Raw genomic sequence first — 16,840 nt, forward strand, 5'->3', positions numbered from 1 at the left:
CCAGAAAGTAGGGTGACGCAATGTTTATCGAAATGACGGATGAGACGGGTCAAGTATCCGCTGAGATGCAAGAACAGATTCAAGACTTGCTCCAATACGCCGCTAAAAAAATCGGAAAAGAAAATAAGGAAATGGCTGTGACTTTTGTGGATAACGCGCGTGTTCATGAGGTCAACTTGGAATACCGTGGGATTGATCGCCCAACTGATGTGGTCAGCCTTGAGTATAAGCCTGAAAATGAGATTTTCTTCGATGAAGAAGACTTATTGGATGATCCTGATTTGGCTGAAATGATGGAAGACTTTGATGCTTATATCGGTGAGTTATTCATTTCCATTGAAAAGGCGCAAGAACAGGCTGCTGATTACGGCCATAGTTTTGAGCGGGAAATGGGCTTTTTGGCAGTACATGGTTTTCTGCATATCAATGGCTATGATCACTATACGCCAGAAGAAGAAGCAGAAATGTTTGGTTTGCAAGAAGAAATTTTAACAGCTTATGGACTTACAAGAGAATAAATCACAGAAAAAATGGAAGAATCGGGACTTGGTGGCCAGTTTAGAATTCGCTACAACCGGTCTGTTTACGGCATTCAAGGAAGAAAGAAACATGCGCAAACATCTTGTGTCCGCTGTTTTGGTCATCCTTGCCGGTCTGATTTTCCAGGTTTCCATTACGGAGTGGCTCTTTTTACTCCTCAGTGTCTGCCTGGTTATCGCATTTGAAATCGTCAACTCCGCCATTGAAAATGTAGTGGACTTGGCTTCGGACTATCATTTTTCCATGTTGGCAAAAAATGCTAAGGACATGGCGGCTGGGGCTGTTTTGTTTGTGTCAGGTTTTGCTGTTATAGTTGGATTGTTGATTTTTCTTCCCAAAATTTGGGAATTGATTTTTTAAAGAGTTAAGGAGAAATCATGGCATTTAAGTCAGGATTTGTGGCGATTTTAGGTCGTCCAAACGTTGGGAAATCAACCTTTCTCAACTATGTAATGGGGCAAAAAATTGCCATCATGAGCGATAAGGCTCAAACAACCCGTAACAAGATTATGGGGATTTATACGACTGAAGAAGAGCAGATTGTCTTCATTGACACACCAGGAATCCACAAGCCAAAGACAGCTTTGGGGGATTTCATGGTGGAGTCTGCTTACAGCACTCTTCGTGAAGTGGATACGGTCCTCTTTATGGTGCCAGCCGATGAGAAGCGAGGCAAGGGTGACGACATGATTATGGAACGCCTTAAACAGGCCAAGGTTCCAGTCATTTTAGTGGTTAACAAGATTGACAAGGTCCATCCAGACCAGCTTTTGGAACAGATTGATGATTTCCGTCAACAGATGGACTTCAAGGAAATTGTGCCAATTTCTGCTACCCAAGGGAACAATGTCAACCGACTCATGGAAATTCTTAAAGAAAATCTAGATGAAGGTTTCCAATATTTCCCTGCGGACCAAATCACTGACCACCCAGAACGTTTCTTGGTATCTGAGATGATTCGGGAGAAGGTTTTGCACCTGACTCGTGAGGAAATTCCGCACTCTGTTGCCGTTGTCATCGAGTCCATGAAACGCGATGAATTTACCGAAAAGGTCCATATCCGAGCGACGATTATGGTTGAGCGTGATAGCCAGAAAGGCATCATCATAGGCAAGCAAGGAGCCATGCTCAAGAAAATTGGCTCCATGGCCCGTCGTGATATTGAATTGATGTTGGGCGACAAAGTCTTCCTCGAAACCTGGGTCAAGGTCAAGAAAAACTGGCGAGACAAAAAACTCGACCTCGCCGACTTTGGCTATAATGAGAAAGAGTATTAGAGCCTGGGGATAGGCTCTAATAGCCCGCCGATCTAAAAACAAGAAAGAGGCGGTACAACGTCCAGGGGACGTGTTCGACGTTTCTCACATCATTCGACCATAATGATGTGAGAAACTAGTAAGTCGCCTAGGCAATTCTGCTGAGAATTGCCGTAAGTTGAGTAGCTTTTCAAAGCACTCAACTTTGGCGAGTTGAACCCGAGCCTAGAAATTAGAGAGCGAGGAAGGTCCGGGGGAGTGAAACAGTCTGTGAATAGACTGTTTCAGCTGGTCACCTAGAAATGTGAAAGTGACCATTTGAAAACCCGAGCCAAGAAATTGAAAAGCGAGGTAGTCCGGGGGATAGGCTGTCTAAGTCAATCACTTAGAAATAGTTAGCAGAAAAGCCGAAAGGCTTTTACTGCGTTATGGAGAAATCTTTTTAGTAAACAAGAAAGGAAAGCCGGTTAGGTGATGGAATTGAACACGCCTACGACTCTTTGAAAAAAGACAACCGTGACCTAGGTGCCTAAGCACCGTCGGTCAGGTTTCTATTTGCTTTGTAATTTTATTAGAAAGGACGAGTGTTAGCGTACTTGAAAAGGTGGTTTGTTGCACTATTTAAGGCTAGTGTCAACATCTCAGCACAGTGGTTGATTGGCAGATTTGTTCGTGCTCACACTCCAAATCTGGCCTATACTAAGGAAGCGAACCCTGTTCGCACTATTTCCAACCTCCAAAGGTTCCCCAAACCTTTGGAGCTGTGTGGGGGTGGGAGTAAAATAGTCCAGTGGACTATTTTAGCCCGAACTTAGATTTAAGGATATGAGGTAAGTTCTTCTAGGATTGTTCAAGTTCTTTCCCTCTCCCAAATAGATAGAGCTCCTTGTATGCAAGTCACACAGCGTCGCTCTCCTTTTATCTTGTTATCATTATTTAGAAAGGAAAGCCGGTTAGGTGTTGTAATTGAACTCGCCTACGACTCTTTGAAAAAAGATAACCGTGACCTAGGTGCCGAAGCACCGTCGGTCAGGTTACTATTTGCTTTGTAATTTTATTAGAAAGGACGAGTGTTAGCGTACTTGAACCCGAGCTAAAAGCTCGGAAAATAGATAGAGCTCCTTGTGTGCAAGTCACACAGCGTCGCTCTCCTTTTATCTTGTTATCATTATTTAGAAAGGAAAGCCGATTAGGTGATGGAATTGAACACGCCTACGACTCTTTGAAAAAAGACAACCGTGACCTAGGTGTCGAAGCACCGTCGGTCAGGTTACTATTTTTCTGTGAGTCGCTTAACGGCTCAGTATCTTAGTATGCCCGAATTGCCTGAGGTTGAGACGGTTCGTCGTGGTTTGAATCGGTTGGTCAAGGGAAAGGTCATCGAAAAGGTCGAGGTGACCTATGCTCCTATGGTTAAGACTGGTATGGATACCTTCTGTCAGGACTTGATTGGTCAGGAGATTTTAGATGTGGATCGGCGTGGCAAGTATCTCTTGATTTACCTGACGGACCATGTCCTCATTTCTCATTTGCGGATGGAAGGTAAGTACAATTTCTTTCCTGACCAGGTGCCTGCCAACAAACATTTCCATGCCTTTTTTACTTTCACGGACGGCTCGACCTTGGTTTATCAGGATGTCCGCAAGTTTGGCACAATGGAACTGCTGGGAATGGCAGATGTGGATGCCTATTTTATCAGTCGAAAAATTGGACCTGAGCCGACGGAGGAAGATTTTGACTTAGAAGAATTTGCCAAAAAGTTAGCTAAGTCGAAAAAACCTATTAAGTCACATCTTTTGGACCAGTCTTTGGTGGCTGGTTTGGGAAATATCTATGTCGATGAGGCTCTGTTTAGAGCACAAGTTCATCCTGCTCAAGCAAGTAATCAGCTATCGGCAGAGCAGGTGGCAGACCTCCGTCAAGCCACCATAGAAGTCCTGCAACTGGGTATCGAAAAAGGTGGCTCAACCATTCGGACCTACAAAAATGCTTTGGGCATGGACGGGACCATGCAGGATTATTTACAAGTTTATGGAAAGACAGGGCAGGCCTGTCCCCGTTGCCAGACAGAGATTGTCAAAATCCAGCTGGGCGGCCGGGGGACACATTTCTGTCCTCAGTGTCAGGTGAAACATGACTAAAGTTATCGGATTAACAGGCGGTATCGCTTCAGGAAAATCAACGGTTACAGCTTTTTTGCGAGAACAGGGCTATCCAGTCATCGATGCGGATGCGGTCGTGCATGAATTGCAGGCCAAGGGCGGTAAACTCTACCAAATCCTACTGGAAGAGTTCGGTCAGGACATCTTGTCAGCAGACGGGAACTTGGATAGAGCCAAGCTGGGTCAGGCTGTTTTTGCGGATAGCAAACTGCGGGCTCGTCTGTCTGACCTACAGGACCAGATTATCAGGCAAGAATTGCTGGCCAGAAGGGACGCCCTCAAGCAGACTGATCCAGTGGTTTTCATGGATATCCCCCTGCTCTACGAGGCTGATTATAGCGGAGAGGTGGATGAAGTCTGGCTGGTCTATGTCGATAGAGCGCAGCAGTTGGAACGGCTCATGAAACGAAATAGCTTAGCTGTTCAAGATGCGGAAAATCGGCTGGAAGCTCAGCTTTCTTTAGAGGAAAAACGGTCGCAAGCCCAGGTGGTTATTGACAATAGCGGTGCGGTTGAGGCGACCTTAGCACAGGTTGCGCAACTTTTGGAGGAAATGAAAGATGGACGAGGCTAGTCATTACTGGCAGCGAAATTTGAAGGTAGCTTGGTTGGGCAACTTCTTAACGGGTGTCAGCTTTACCTTGGTCATGCCCTTTATCTCGGTCTTTGTCGAGGAGTTGGGAGTGGGAGCAGGTCAGGTGGAATACTATGCAGGGCTGGCGGTGTCGGCCAATGCCTTGGCAGCAGCAGTCATGGCACCAATCTGGGGAAGTTTGGCAGACCGCTATGGACGTAAGCCCATGATGGTAAGAGCGGCCTTTGCCATGATTTTTACCATGGGTGGTATGGCCTTTGTGCCCAATGTTTTTTGGTTGATTGTGCTGCGTGTTCTGAACGGAATGTTTACAGGTTATATTCCTAATGCAACGGCCTTGATTGCCAGTCAGGTACCTAAGGACAAGACAGGCTATGCTCTGGGAACCTTGTCAACGGGTGCGGTTGCTGGAAACTTGATTGGCCCAACGCTGGGAGGGATTCTGGCGGAAATGGTTGGTGTGCATACGGTCTTTCTTTTAGTCGGCTTGCTCTATGCCTTAGTGGTTGTGCTGACTGTTTTCTACATTCGAGAGGATTTCACTCCTGTCAAGAAAGAAGAGGCCCTGTCGGTCAAGGAGGTCTTTGCACAGGTCAAAGATAGGCAGATGTTGGTTGGACTCTTTGTGACCTCGATGGTCATCATCGCAGCGGCTCAGGCTGTGGTGCCAATTTTGACCCTCTATGTACGGCATTTGGGACAGACGGACAATCTCCTTTTTGTAGCTGGATTTATCATTTCCTTGCCTGGTATGGCATCGCTAGTGACATCAGGATATCTTGGGAAAATAGGTGATAAGATTGGTAATCATAGACTATTGCTAATGGCCTTGGTCTATAGCCTGCTCATCAACGTCCTCTGTGTTTTTGCTCAAAATCCCTTCCAACTTGGTCTTTTGCGGTTCCTCTATGGATTTGGAACAGGGGCCCTATTGCCTTCGGTCAATTCCCTTTTGACAAAGCTGACGCCTAAGGAGGGGATTTCCAGGATATTTTCTTATAATCAGATTTTTAACAATATGGGGTCTGTTATCGGGCCCATGCTTGGATCAAGTGTAGCAGCTCAACTGGGTTATGATTGGGTATTTTATTTGTCCAGTGGCCTTGTCCTCTTCAATCTGGTTTGGTCTGTCATCAATTTTAGAAACTATTTGAAAGTAAGGGAGATCTAGTGAGAGTTAAAATCAATTTGCAATGTTCGGAGTGTGGTAGTAAAAATTACCTGACTAGTAAGAACTCCAAAACCCATCCAGGAAAGATAGAAGTCCTTAAATACTGCCCAAAGGAGAGAAAAGTAACCCTTCATATTGAAACTAAATAGTTTTTATGGTATAATGGCAGAAGTTATTGAAGAAAGAGAAAAAAATATGTATCAAGTATTATTAGCCATTCTTTTGATTTTATCTGTTATTTTGATTGCGGTGATTTTTATTCAGCCAGCAAAAAACCAGTCTAGCAACGTTTTTGATGCTGGGACAGGTGCACTATTTGAACGTTCTAAGGCGCGTGGTTTCGAAGCAGTGATGCAACGTATTACCGCTATTCTGGTAGCAATTTGGATGTTAGTTGCCCTAGCCTTGGTTGTTATTTCAAGTACAGGTATGTAAGATAAAAAAAGACTGGGAACTTGTTCTTGGTCTATTTTTTTGGGAGTGGGCCAGAACTCGACAAATGCAAAGGAGTTCGTCTGCCCACCCCCGCACAGTTGATTAGATCAGATTTGGAGTGTGAAACACGTACAAATCTGTCAATCAACCACTGCGTCTTGATGATGACGCAAACTAAGAGAAATAGTGCTAGGTTTTTATCCTGCACTCTGGTAATTACAACATGAAAAACGAAATTATTAACTATATTAAAGAAGTTGGTCCTGTGACCATGGACCAGCTGGCAGATCAGTTTGGAGCCAGTTCTGCTAAGAGCTTCACAGACTTGGTCAAGCTGGTTTCTAGCATGGAAGGCAGTCGTCAACTTGTCTTTGACAATGCTGGGCGGATTGCTCTTCCAGCTCCAAAAATCTCCAAAAACAAGGTGACCTTGCAGGGCATTTTTCGTGCCCACAAGTCAGGCTTTGGCTTTGTCACCATTGACGAGGAGGAAGATGATCTCTTTGTCAGTCGTGACGATGTTAATTTTGCCATTGAGGGCGACCGAGTGGAAGTGGCTATCAAGAAAGTAGCGGACAGGCTCAAGGGGACGGCTGCGGAAGCGGAAGTCATTGATATTTTGGAACATAGCCTGAAAACTGCGGTAGGCTTGATCATTTTTGACGAAGATAAACCAGAATATGCAGGCTATATCAAGTCTAAAAATCAGAAAATCGCTCAGAAGATTTACATCAAGAAGTCACCTCTGGTATTGACCGGAACGGAAATCCTCAAAGTCGACATTGAAGCCTATCCCAACAAGAAACGGGACCACTTTGTTGCGACCATTCGGGACGTGGTGGGCCACAAGGACGATGTGGGCATCGATGTCTTGGAAGTTTTGGAATCCATGGACATTGTGTCGGAATTCCCTGATGAAGTCTTGGCGGAGGCCAATCGGGTGCCAGAAAGTCCGTCTGAGAAGGACTTTGAAGGACGCTTGGACCTGCGAGATGAAATCATCTTCACTATTGACGGTGCTGATGCTAAGGACTTGGACGATGCGGTCCATATCAAGCAACTCAAGAATGGCAATCTGGAACTGGGTGTTCATATCGCTGATGTCAGCTATTATGTGACCGAAGGCTCTGCCTTGGACCAGGAAGCTGTCAAGCGTGGGACTTCTGTCTATGTGACCGACCGTGTGGTGCCGATGCTGCCAGAACGCCTGTCAAACGGTATCTGTTCCCTTAATCCAAATGTGGATCGCCTGACCCAGTCGGCTATTATGGAAATTGACCGTAAGGGCAAGGTCGTCAAGCACTGGATTGGCCAGACGGTCATCAAAACCACCTTCCGTATGACCTATTCCGATGTCAATGATATGATTGCGGGCAACCAGGAAAAGTTGGACAAATACAAGGCAATCGTGCCAAGTGTGGACCTCATGGTCAAACTCCATAAAACCCTGGAAACCATGCGGTACAAGCGTGGGGCTCTCAACTTTGATACAGCTGAAGCCAAAATCATCGTCAACAAGGACGGTCTGCCAGTCGATATTCAACTGCGCCAGCGAGGCATTGCCGAGCGGATGATTGAGTCCTTCATGCTGGCGGCCAATGAGTGCGTTGCCGAGCATTTTGCCAAGTTGGAACTGCCTTTCATCTATCGGATCCACGAGGAGCCTAAGTCAGACAAGTTGCAGAAGTTCATCGACTATGCGACCAGCTTTGGTCTGACGGTCTACGGTACGGCTAGCTCTATTAGTCAGGATGCCCTTCAGGATCTCATGGAGCGGGTCAAGGATGAACCCTATGCGGATGTCCTCAATATGATGTTGCTCCGTTCCATGCAGCAGGCACGCTACTCGGAGCACAACCACGGCCACTACGGACTGGGTGCGGAGTTTTACACCCACTTCACCAGTCCTATCCGCCGCTATCCTGACCTGCTGGTTCACCGTATGGTGCGGGAATATGGTCACAATCCTGCGGAAAAAGCAGAGCATTTTGAGCAGGTCATTCCTGAGCTTGCCAAGTCTTCGTCCAGTTTAGAACGCCGTGCCATTGAGGCAGAGCGGGAAGTCGAAGCCATGAAGAAGGCAGAGTTCATGCAAGAATTTGTTGGGCAAGAGTTTGACGGTGTCGTGTCTAGCGTGGTCAAGTTTGGACTCTTTGTAGAGTTGCCAAATACGGTTGAAGGTCTGATCCATGTCACCAACCTCAACGAATACTACCAGTTCCACGAGCGGACTCTGACCTTGCAGGGTGAGAAATCTGGTCGGGTCTTCCGTGTCGGTCAGCCAATCCGTATCAAACTAACGCGGGCGGACAAGATGACAGGGGAAATCGATTTTGCCCACGTGCCGTCCGAGCTGGATATCGTAGAAAAGGCTTTGAAAGCCAAGCGGAGAACTGCTAGTCACTCTAACCGTGACCGCGATGATCGGTCAGGGCGAGGACGGGGCAAGCACCACAAACAAGAAGCTGCTGGTCGCGACAGCGGACGTCACAAGTCTGGAAAAGACCACAAGTCAAAAAGTGGCAAAAAAGACAAGAAAAAGAAACCATTTTACAAAGAAGTGGCTAAAAAGAACAAGAAGAAAAGGAGATAGGCATGGCCAAGGGTGAGGGCAATGTGATTGCACAGAATAAAAAGGCCCGCCACGACTATACCATTGTCGATACAGTGGAGGCGGGGATGGTCCTGACGGGGACGGAGATTAAGTCTATTCGTGCGGGGCGGATCAACCTTAAGGACGGCTTTGCCCAGATCAAGCAGGGTGAGGCTTGGTTGGTCAATGTCCATATCGCTCCCTATGATGAGGGCAATATCTGGAACCAGGAGCCGACGCGGACCCGCAAACTGCTCTTGCGGAAGAAGCAGATCGAGTCCTTGGGCAATGAAGTCAAGGGAACAGGGATGACTCTGGTGCCCCTCAAGGTCTATATCAAGGACGGCTTTGCCAAGGTTTTGATTGGACTTGCTAAAGGGAAGCACGATTACGATAAGCGAGAGTCCATCAAACGCCGTGAGCAAGACCGCGATATTAAGCGGACCATGAAGGCAATCAATAGTCGCTAAGACTGGGAGAAATCCTGGTCTTTTCTGTTATCGGAAAACAAAATCCCAGCAGTCTGATGAACCGCACCTCATAAGTTAGATTTTTTCATTCTAACTTTTGGGGTGCGGTTCATGGACTGTCTGGGGTTTATTTTTATTTTAATCCACCGTCACCATGGCTTTAATCGTTTTACGGTTGGCCATGTCTTTGTAGGCTTGGTCGATATTGTCTAGGCTGTAAGTTTGGGTGAAAACTCGACCTGGATTAATCTGTCCTTTGAGAACAGCATCGAGCAGAATGTCTTTGACATAGGTTGTGACAGAGGCCGCTCCGCCACCGATGATAATGTTAGTAGAGAAGGTGGAGCCGAGGGCGTGGTTGCTGTAATGCGGTACGCCGACAAAACCGATGCGACCGCCATTGTGAAGGACGCCGAGGGCTTGGTCGATAGATGCTTCTGTTCCGACACATTCGAGAGCAGCATCCGCTCCACCACCTAGGATTTCACGAACTTTGGCAATGCCTTCCTCGCCACGTTCTGCTACGATGGCAGTAGCACCAGATTCCAAAGCCATTTGCTGACGGTCTGCGTGGCGGCTCATCATGATAATCTGAGAAGCTCCGCGCATTTTTGCAGCAATAACGGCACATTGACCAACCGCTCCGTCACCGATGACGACGACCTTGTCGCCTGGTTTGACATCTGCTACGCGTGCTGCGTGGTAGCCAGTTGGCATAACATCTGCCAATGTTAGAAGAGATTTAATCATGCCTTCTGAGTAGTCGCTTGGCTGACCAGGAACTTTGACTAGGGCCCAATTACCATAGTGGAAACGGATGTACTGTGATTGGTAGTTGTTACCAAAGTTTTGGTAGCCTGGGTGGTTGTCACAGGTACCGTCAAAGCCTGTACGACAGGCATCGCAATGACCGCAACCGTGGGTAAAGGGAACAATCACAAAGTCACCAGGAACAAGGGTTGTAATGTCTTCACCGACCGCCTCAACGATTCCGATTGCTTCATGACCGGAGTTGACATCACCATGTTCGTGGGGAACATTTTCATCATAACGCCAGAGGTCTGAGCCACAGACACAGGCCCGTACGACCTTGATAATGACATCATCCTTAGCTTGAAGGCTTGGTTTTTCGATTTCTGTAACGGTCATCTTACCGGCTTTTTCATAAATAGCTGCTTTCATATTTAACACATTTTTACTTTGCAAGTAAATATCCTTTCTGATTGATATGAAATATTATACACCTTAGAGTTCACTCCAAGTCAAGTAAAAATAGGTTTGATTGGGAGATTTCTTTGTGATAGACTAAGGAGAGTAGAAAGATGAGGAGAGAATATGACAGTTTTAGTTCCTTACAAACGCATGCCGAATTGGAACCAGAAGACAGTTCCCAAAGAATTTTTGAACAGACACACGACTAAGCCTGCAACCTGGGCCAAATTGCGTGTGGTAAAAGGACAGGTTCGCTTTGAATTTCTTTCGGAGCTAGATGAGATTTTGTCTAGTTTTGTCTATGGTCCAGCAGATGATATCCCTTTTGTGGAACCAGAGGTTTGGCATCGAGTAGCCTTATTGACAGAAGATACGGAATTTTTCCTGGAATTTTTCTGTCAACCAGAGGATTTTTTTGCTAAAAAATACAACCTGAGTCGAACGCACTCAGAGGTTTTAGAAGCTTTGACAATGATTGAGCCATGCAAGGTCTTGGACTTGGGTTCTGGTCGGGGGCGAAATAGTCTCTATCTGGCCCAAAGAGGTTTTGAGGTGATTGCGGTAGATAAGGATGAGCAAAGTCTTCAAATCTTACATCATATAAAGGAGATGGAGGATTTGGACTTGCAAGCTGGGACCTATGACATCAACTCAGCCAGTCTAGAGCAGGACTACGATTGGATTATCTCAACGGTGGTCTTTATGTTCTTGGAGCGGGATCGGGTGCCAGCCATTATCCGCAATATGCAGGAACAGACACGGCCGGGTGGCTATAACTTGATTGTGGCGGCTATGGATACGGAAGATGCACCCTGTCCGATGAATTTTTCCTTTACTTTCGGCGAAGGTGAGTTGAAGGAATACTATCGTGACTGGGAATTGGTCAAGTATAATGAAGATTTTGGTCAACTCCATAAGCGTGATGAAGATGGTAATTTCCTCAAGATGCGGTTTGCGACCATGCTAGCAAGGAAGAAGTAGAGGGAAACCTCTCTTTTTTAAAAAACAAATTCGTTTACAAATGTAGTCAAAATGTGTATAATAGGATTACAGATGTAGTCAAAGGAGAAACTATGCAAAAAGAAAGTGTCAGAATAGCAGGAATGACCTGTGCTTCCTGTGCCATGACAGTTGAAAAAGCTGTCGGGAAATTGACAGGAATCGAAGAAGCCAGTGTCAATCTGGCAACGGAAAAACTAAGTGTCAGCTATAATCCAGACCTTCTCAGCTTGGCAGAGATTGAGGCGGCGGTGGAAAAGGCTGGATATAGTATGGTCCGCAATCTTGTGACGGAAACCTATGCTATTGAAGGCATGACCTGTGCCTCCTGTGCCATGACGGTTGAAAAGGCCCTGGGAAAACTGGCCGGTGTAGAAGAAGTAGCGGTTAATCTGGCGACAGAAAAGGCAAGCCTCACCTATGACAAGGACCGCCTGAGTGCAAGAGAAATCCTATCAGCAGTTGAAAAGTCAGGCTACAAGGCTATCAAGCCAGAAGTTAAGGCAGAAACAGACCTGAGAGACAGGCAGGGGGACAAGATTGCCAGCCTCTGGACTCGCTTTATCTGGTCGGCAGTCTTTACTCTTCCACTGCTCTATATTGCTATGGGGCCTATGGTGAATTTGCCTTTACCCCAGTGGTTGCATGAGCCCATGACTTTTGCCTTGGCTCAACTATTCTTGCTCCTACCGATTGTTTATCTTGGACGGAGTTTCTTTACCAAGGGCTTTCAGACCCTGCTAGCAGGTCATCCCAATATGGACTCTCTGATTGCCCTGGGTACCAGCTCTGCTATTGCCCAAGGCCTCATCATGCTGGTCCTTATCGCTCAAGATGCAGTCGATATGACGCATGGTGGACATCCCGAACTTTACTTTGAGTCGGGGGCGGTCATCCTGACCCTGATTACGCTGGGCAAGTATCTGGAGGCAGTGTCTAAGGGGAGAACGTCCGAGGCCATTAAGCACCTCATGGACTTGGCACCCAAGACGGCTCAGGTCCTGCGAAATGGGGAGGAAGTCCAGGTGGCCTTAGAAGATGTGGTGGTGGGCGATATTGTCGTCGTCCGACCAGGTGAAAAAATTGCGGTGGACGGTGTTGTGGTCGAGGGACAATCGACTGTCGATGAGTCCATGCTGACAGGAGAGAGTCTGCCCATCAGCAAGTCCGTCGGGGATCAGGTGGTCGGAGCCTCCCTCAATAAGACCGGTGCCTTTCGCTTCAAGGTGACCCGCGTGGGTCAGGATACCAGTCTGGCTCAGATTATCCAGCTGGTCGAGGCGGCTCAAGGCTCCAAGGCACCCATTGCCAAGCTAGCTGATCAAGTGTCAGCTGTCTTTGTGCCTATTGTCATGGGGCTTGCGGCCCTCTCAGGTCTGGCTTGGCTGGTCCTAGGTCAGCACTCCTGGATTTTCTCCCTCTCCATTACCATTTCGGTCTTGGTTATCGCCTGTCCTTGTGCACTGGGTTTGGCGACGCCAACGGCTATCATGGTCGGGACTGGCAAGGGGGCGGAGAACGGCGTCCTCTTCAAGTCAGGTCAGGCACTGGAAATCCTGCCCAAGATTGAGGTCATGGTCTTTGACAAGACCGGTACCATTACCCAAGGGCAGCCCCAGGTGACCGACCTGATTGCTTTCACTGACCAGACGGATCAGGAACTGCTTCAGCTGGCAGCCAGCAGTGAGCAGGATTCGGAGCATCCGCTGGGTCAGGCCATTCTGGATGCCGCCAAGGAGGCTGGTCTAGAACTCTTGCCTACGACCAACTTCCAGGCCCATGCCGGTAAGGGCTTGTCAGTGACCATAGCAGAGCGGACCATTTACTTTGGCAATGCCAAGCTGATGCAGGATGCAGGTGTCGATGTGGCAGTTGCCAGCCAGCAGGCAGAGCGACTAGCCAGTCAGGGCAAGACTCCCATGTATCTAGCAGAAGCAGGTCAGCTTTTGGCCCTCATCGCCGTAGCTGATACCGTAAAAGAAACCAGTGGCCAGGCTATCGCCAAACTGCGTCAGCAAGGTGTGGAAGTGGTCATGCTGACAGGGGATAATGAAAAAACGGCCCAAGCCATTGCCAAGGAAGTCGGGATTGACCGCGTGATTAGCGATGTCCTGCCAGAAGACAAGGCCCGTCAGGTCCAAATCTTGCAGGCAGAAGGCAAGCGAGTAGCTATGGTTGGTGACGGTATCAATGACGCACCAGCTTTGGCACAGGCAGACTTGGGACTGGCCATTGGCTCTGGTACTGATGTAGCTATTGAATCAGCAGATGTGGTCTTGATGCGGAGTGACTTGTTGGACCTACCGCGAGCCTTGACACTTAGTCGAGCAACCATGCGGACCATTAAACAAAATCTCTTCTGGGCCTTTGCCTACAATGTTTTGGGCATTCCAGTTGCCATGGGACTACTGCACTTGTTTGGCGGTCCCCTGCTCAATCCTATGCTAGCAGGAGCAGCCATGAGCTTGAGTTCAGTATCCGTCCTCTTAAACGCTCTGCGATTGAAAAGTATTAAACCGATTTAGAAATACCAGTCAAAAAACTGGTATTTTTGTTCCTAAACGCTTACAATAGATATATTAAGTGCAAGGGAGATGTTTATGACAACTTTTATTGGAAAACCAGTGACCTTGGTAGGTCCACGTTTGCAGGTGGGTGATGTGGCCCCTGATTTTGTTCTCATGGCAAATGACTTGAGCCTGAAAAGTTTGAAGGACTTTGGCAAGCAAACCAAAGTGATCAGTGTGGTACCTTCTATTGACACAGGGATTTGCGATACCCAGACCCGTCGTTTCAATCAGGAACTGGCTGACCGTGACAATACAGTTGTCGTGACGATTTCAGCAGACCTACCTTTTGCCCAAAAACGCTGGTGCGGTGCTGCAGGTCTGGAAGACGCTGTCACCCTGTCTGATTACTATGATCATGCCTTTGGTAAATCCTATGGTCTGCTCATGCGAGAGTGGAATTTGCTGGCGCGTGCGGTCTTTGTCCTCAATGCCGACAATGAAATCACCTATGTAGAATACCTGGACAATGTCAACGAACATCCCGACTATGATGCGGCTTTAGAAGCTGTTAAATAAAGATAGAACGGTGCCTGAAAAGGTATCGTTTTTTTGCTTTCAAAAAGCCACCCTATTCAGAGTGGCTACACATTTATACTCTTCGAAAATCAAAATCAGACGTTGTTGACTTGATTTGATGAGTGAAAGGCTCCAGTGGAGCCTTTCAGCCTGTTACCTTGAAACAAAATAGTAACAGGGTTCTATCTGCATAAGTAGAAACGAACTACGTTCGCCTATTTCCAACCTCCAAAGGTTCCCCAAACCTTTTGTAGCGAACTTTGTTCGCTTTATTTCCAACCACCAAAGGTTCCCCAAACCTTTGGTGCTAGTCTGTTTTCGATTTTCATTGAGTATTACTGACGCTCGATGGTCAGGCTAATCTTGACGATCGGTTTGCCTGGCGTCCGCTTAGTTCACCAGTCTTTTATGTGGAAATAGCTGAGCAGGGCAAGCAGGATTGGGTAGGCAGTTGACCAGACACTGATAAGTGTATGGAGTTTTGAGACTTGGAGCACCAGTGATTCCTTGGTTGCCAAAAGGATGCTCTTATCACGAATGTAGTCTTTGATGCTGTCAAGTAAGGTTTCCACATCACCAATTTTCGTCAGAGTAGTTTCAGCGACCAAGGTCTGAATGTCCGTCCCAATCGCCTGAACATCCAGTTCTTGTAGGGATAGGACATTTTTCCATAAGTCCAGTCCAGTCGAGAGACTAGTCACAAAACCAAAGACAATTAAGCCGATTGAGCCCCAGAACAAGAGGCGGTATCCCCAAAGAATGAGCTTGTTAACCTTGCCATCCATGATCTTGAAGGCCTTGATGAGCTTGCCGGTTAAGAAGTAGAAGAGAATGATTTCGACCAGGCAGATGAGGACCATGTCAAGTAGGAGCAGGATTGCCCGACGCAACCATCCCTGGATTAGCTGGTCTTGAATCAGATCGCTGATGTTTTCTAGGTCTAGTTGGAAGAGGCCTTGAATAAGCTTGTTTAAAAATGGTACTTGGAAGAAGAAAATCAACCAAGACAGAGTCAGATAGATGGAACTCCAAACAAATGGAGATAGGGATAATTTTTCACTTTTTAATGACTTTCTTATGCTAACGTTTGCAAACCAAGGCATTGTATCATAGGGGCTTAGAAATTTCAAGAAAAGCAGACTGTATTTTGCTTGAATATTGTTGGTGAATTTGATATACTGAGTACATTAACACAATAGGAGGGTCTTTTATGGAAAAGACAAAAATCATTCAAGACAGTTTGGCCCTCATTCAAGAATTGGATCGGGCCTTTCAAACAGAAAAAATAGGAACGGCAGATGAGCAGCGGTTCCAGCATAATCTGACGGAAACGATAAGCATTTTGTCGGGAATCGAGACGGTCACCAATAAAGAACTAATTGCGATTGAAAAATTCTACCGTGCGACCAGTTTTTTAGTTGGTCTAGGTGATGTGCGTTTGAGCCAAGAATGTCGACAAGCTTGGAAGGCCTTTGATCGCTACTACTACCAAACGATCAGAGAAGAATTGAAGCTCTATGGTGGCTCTGCTATTGCCCAAGTATAAAAGATGTAAGAGGGGGTGAGAAACCCTCTTTTATGCTATAATAATCCTAGAAAAGAGAGGTGTGCCATGTCCTATATCCAAGTCAATCAGTCTTCGAAATATTACCGCATGGGTGATGCGACCATTGTGGCCAATGACAGCGTGTCCTTTGAGATTGAAAAGGGGGAGCTGGTCATCATTCTTGGCTCATCTGGTGCGGGCAAGTCCACCCTACTCAATATCTTGGGAGGTATGGACAGCAATGATGAGGGGGAAGTCTGGGTTGAAGGTGTGGACATTGCTAAGCTGTCCAGCAATGAACTGACCAACTATCGCCGAGACGATGTGGGCTTTGTTTTCCAGTTTTATAATTTGGTTGCCAATTTGACTGCCAAGGAAAATGTAGAACTGGCAGCAGAAATCGTCAAGGATGCCATGGATGCCGAAGAAGTCTTGAAACAAGTCGGGCTTGGTCACCGCCTCCATAATTTCCCTGCCCAGCTTTCTGGTGGAGAGCAGCAGCGGGTTTCTATTGCCAGAGCAGTTGCCAAAAAGCCTAAAATCCTCCTCTGCGACGAGCCAACAGGTGCCTTGGACTACCAAACTGGCAAGCAGGTCTTGAAAATCCTGCAGGATATGTCTAGAAAAAATGGTGCTACCGTCATTATCGTGACCCACAATAGCGCCCTGGCTCCCATTGCAGACCGAGTGATTCGGATGCGGGATGCCCGTGTGCATTCAGTTGAGCTCAATCTAGCACCGCAGGACATTGCCAGTCTGGAATACTAGGAGGAGC

Annotated in this window: 17 protein-coding genes; 15 read left to right on the top strand and 2 right to left on the bottom strand. The window is 47.0% G+C overall.

Translation table 11 applies throughout. The features are described from left to right. Positions 1-20 precede the first annotated feature (20 nt). The 10 genes from ybeY (at position 21) to smpB (ending at position 9,222) form a co-directional block, all read left to right on the top strand. Positions 21-518 carry an rRNA maturation RNase YbeY gene (ybeY, locus tag JNG37_RS08810; protein WP_202848267.1) on the top strand — a complete coding sequence of 166 codons (498 nt, stop codon included), beginning with the start codon at positions 21-23 and terminating at the stop codon, positions 516-518. Then, positions 499-900 (top strand): diacylglycerol kinase family protein, encoded by a 402-nt coding sequence (locus JNG37_RS08815; RefSeq protein ID WP_202848268.1) that lies wholly within the window; start codon positions 499-501, stop codon positions 898-900. Before ybeY ends, JNG37_RS08815 begins: the two co-directional genes overlap by 20 nt. A gap of 17 nt (positions 901-917) precedes the next feature. Beyond that, complete coding sequence (gene era / locus JNG37_RS08820) at positions 918-1,817, top strand: GTPase Era (protein ID WP_202848269.1); 900 nt, start codon at positions 918-920, stop codon at positions 1,815-1,817. A 1,292-nt stretch (positions 1,818-3,109) separates the two neighbouring features. Beyond that, a complete protein-coding gene (gene mutM / locus JNG37_RS08825) occupies positions 3,110-3,937 on the top strand; it encodes a DNA-formamidopyrimidine glycosylase (RefSeq protein ID WP_202848270.1) in 828 nt (275 codons plus the stop codon). Beyond that, a complete protein-coding gene (gene coaE / locus JNG37_RS08830; protein WP_202848271.1) occupies positions 3,930-4,532 on the top strand; it encodes a dephospho-CoA kinase in 603 nt (200 codons plus the stop codon). The genes mutM and coaE overlap by 8 nt, the downstream gene beginning before the upstream one ends. Continuing rightward, positions 4,519-5,724: a multidrug efflux MFS transporter gene (locus JNG37_RS08835; RefSeq protein WP_202848272.1), complete on the top strand. Its 1,206-nt coding sequence runs from the start codon at positions 4,519-4,521 to the stop codon at positions 5,722-5,724. The genes coaE and JNG37_RS08835 overlap by 14 nt, the downstream gene beginning before the upstream one ends. Continuing rightward, entirely contained in the window at positions 5,724-5,873 is a 150-nt protein-coding gene (gene rpmG / locus JNG37_RS08840; protein ID WP_172043894.1) for a 50S ribosomal protein L33, read from the top strand. The genes JNG37_RS08835 and rpmG overlap by 1 nt, the downstream gene beginning before the upstream one ends. A 46-nt stretch (positions 5,874-5,919) precedes the next feature. Further along, entirely contained in the window at positions 5,920-6,159 is a 240-nt protein-coding gene (gene secG / locus JNG37_RS08845; protein WP_172043893.1) for a preprotein translocase subunit SecG, read from the top strand. A 223-nt stretch (positions 6,160-6,382) separates the two neighbouring features. Beyond that, positions 6,383-8,752: a ribonuclease R gene (gene rnr / locus JNG37_RS08850; protein ID WP_202848273.1), complete on the top strand. Its 2,370-nt coding sequence runs from the start codon at positions 6,383-6,385 to the stop codon at positions 8,750-8,752. A gap of 2 nt (positions 8,753-8,754) precedes the next feature. Beyond that, the gene (gene smpB, locus JNG37_RS08855) at positions 8,755-9,222 is read left to right on the top strand and encodes an SsrA-binding protein SmpB (protein WP_002935771.1); all 468 of its coding nucleotides are present in this window, start codon (positions 8,755-8,757) and stop codon (positions 9,220-9,222) included. Positions 9,223-9,360: 138 nt separating this feature from the next. Here smpB and JNG37_RS08860 read toward each other — a convergent pair whose 3' ends face one another. Then, positions 9,361-10,404, bottom strand: coding sequence for a zinc-binding dehydrogenase (locus JNG37_RS08860; RefSeq protein ID WP_202848274.1), 1,044 nt, complete (start codon positions 10,402-10,404; stop codon positions 9,361-9,363). A 153-nt stretch (positions 10,405-10,557) separates the two neighbouring features. Here JNG37_RS08860 and tehB point away from each other — a divergent pair, with 153 nt between their 5' ends. The 3 genes from tehB (at position 10,558) to tpx (ending at position 14,519) form a co-directional block, all read left to right on the top strand. After that, positions 10,558-11,415, top strand: a complete 858-nt coding sequence (gene tehB / locus JNG37_RS08865) for an SAM-dependent methyltransferase TehB (protein WP_202848275.1) — start codon at positions 10,558-10,560, stop codon at positions 11,413-11,415. Between the two features lie 92 nt (positions 11,416-11,507). Further along, positions 11,508-13,958: a heavy metal translocating P-type ATPase gene (locus JNG37_RS08870; protein WP_202848276.1), complete on the top strand. Its 2,451-nt coding sequence runs from the start codon at positions 11,508-11,510 to the stop codon at positions 13,956-13,958. 75 nt (positions 13,959-14,033) lie between these two features. Beyond that, complete coding sequence (tpx, locus tag JNG37_RS08875) at positions 14,034-14,519, top strand: thiol peroxidase (RefSeq protein ID WP_202848277.1); 486 nt, start codon at positions 14,034-14,036, stop codon at positions 14,517-14,519. A gap of 395 nt (positions 14,520-14,914) precedes the next feature. Here tpx and JNG37_RS08880 read toward each other — a convergent pair whose 3' ends face one another. Beyond that, positions 14,915-15,649: a hypothetical protein gene (locus tag JNG37_RS08880; RefSeq protein WP_202848278.1), complete on the bottom strand. Its 735-nt coding sequence runs from the start codon at positions 15,647-15,649 to the stop codon at positions 14,915-14,917. 80 nt (positions 15,650-15,729) lie between these two features. Between JNG37_RS08880 and JNG37_RS08885 the strand changes: the two genes are divergently transcribed. After that, positions 15,730-16,065 (top strand): helicase BlpT, encoded by a 336-nt coding sequence (locus tag JNG37_RS08885; protein ID WP_202848279.1) that lies wholly within the window; start codon positions 15,730-15,732, stop codon positions 16,063-16,065. Between the two features lie 66 nt (positions 16,066-16,131). Then, positions 16,132-16,833, top strand: a complete 702-nt coding sequence (locus JNG37_RS08890; protein ID WP_202848280.1) for an ABC transporter ATP-binding protein — start codon at positions 16,132-16,134, stop codon at positions 16,831-16,833. Positions 16,834-16,840: the final 7 nt, after the last annotated feature.

Origin of the sequence: Streptococcus suis, assembly GCF_016775005.1 — a bacterium.
In the GTDB taxonomy this organism is placed as follows: domain Bacteria; phylum Bacillota; class Bacilli; order Lactobacillales; family Streptococcaceae; genus Streptococcus; species Streptococcus suivaginalis.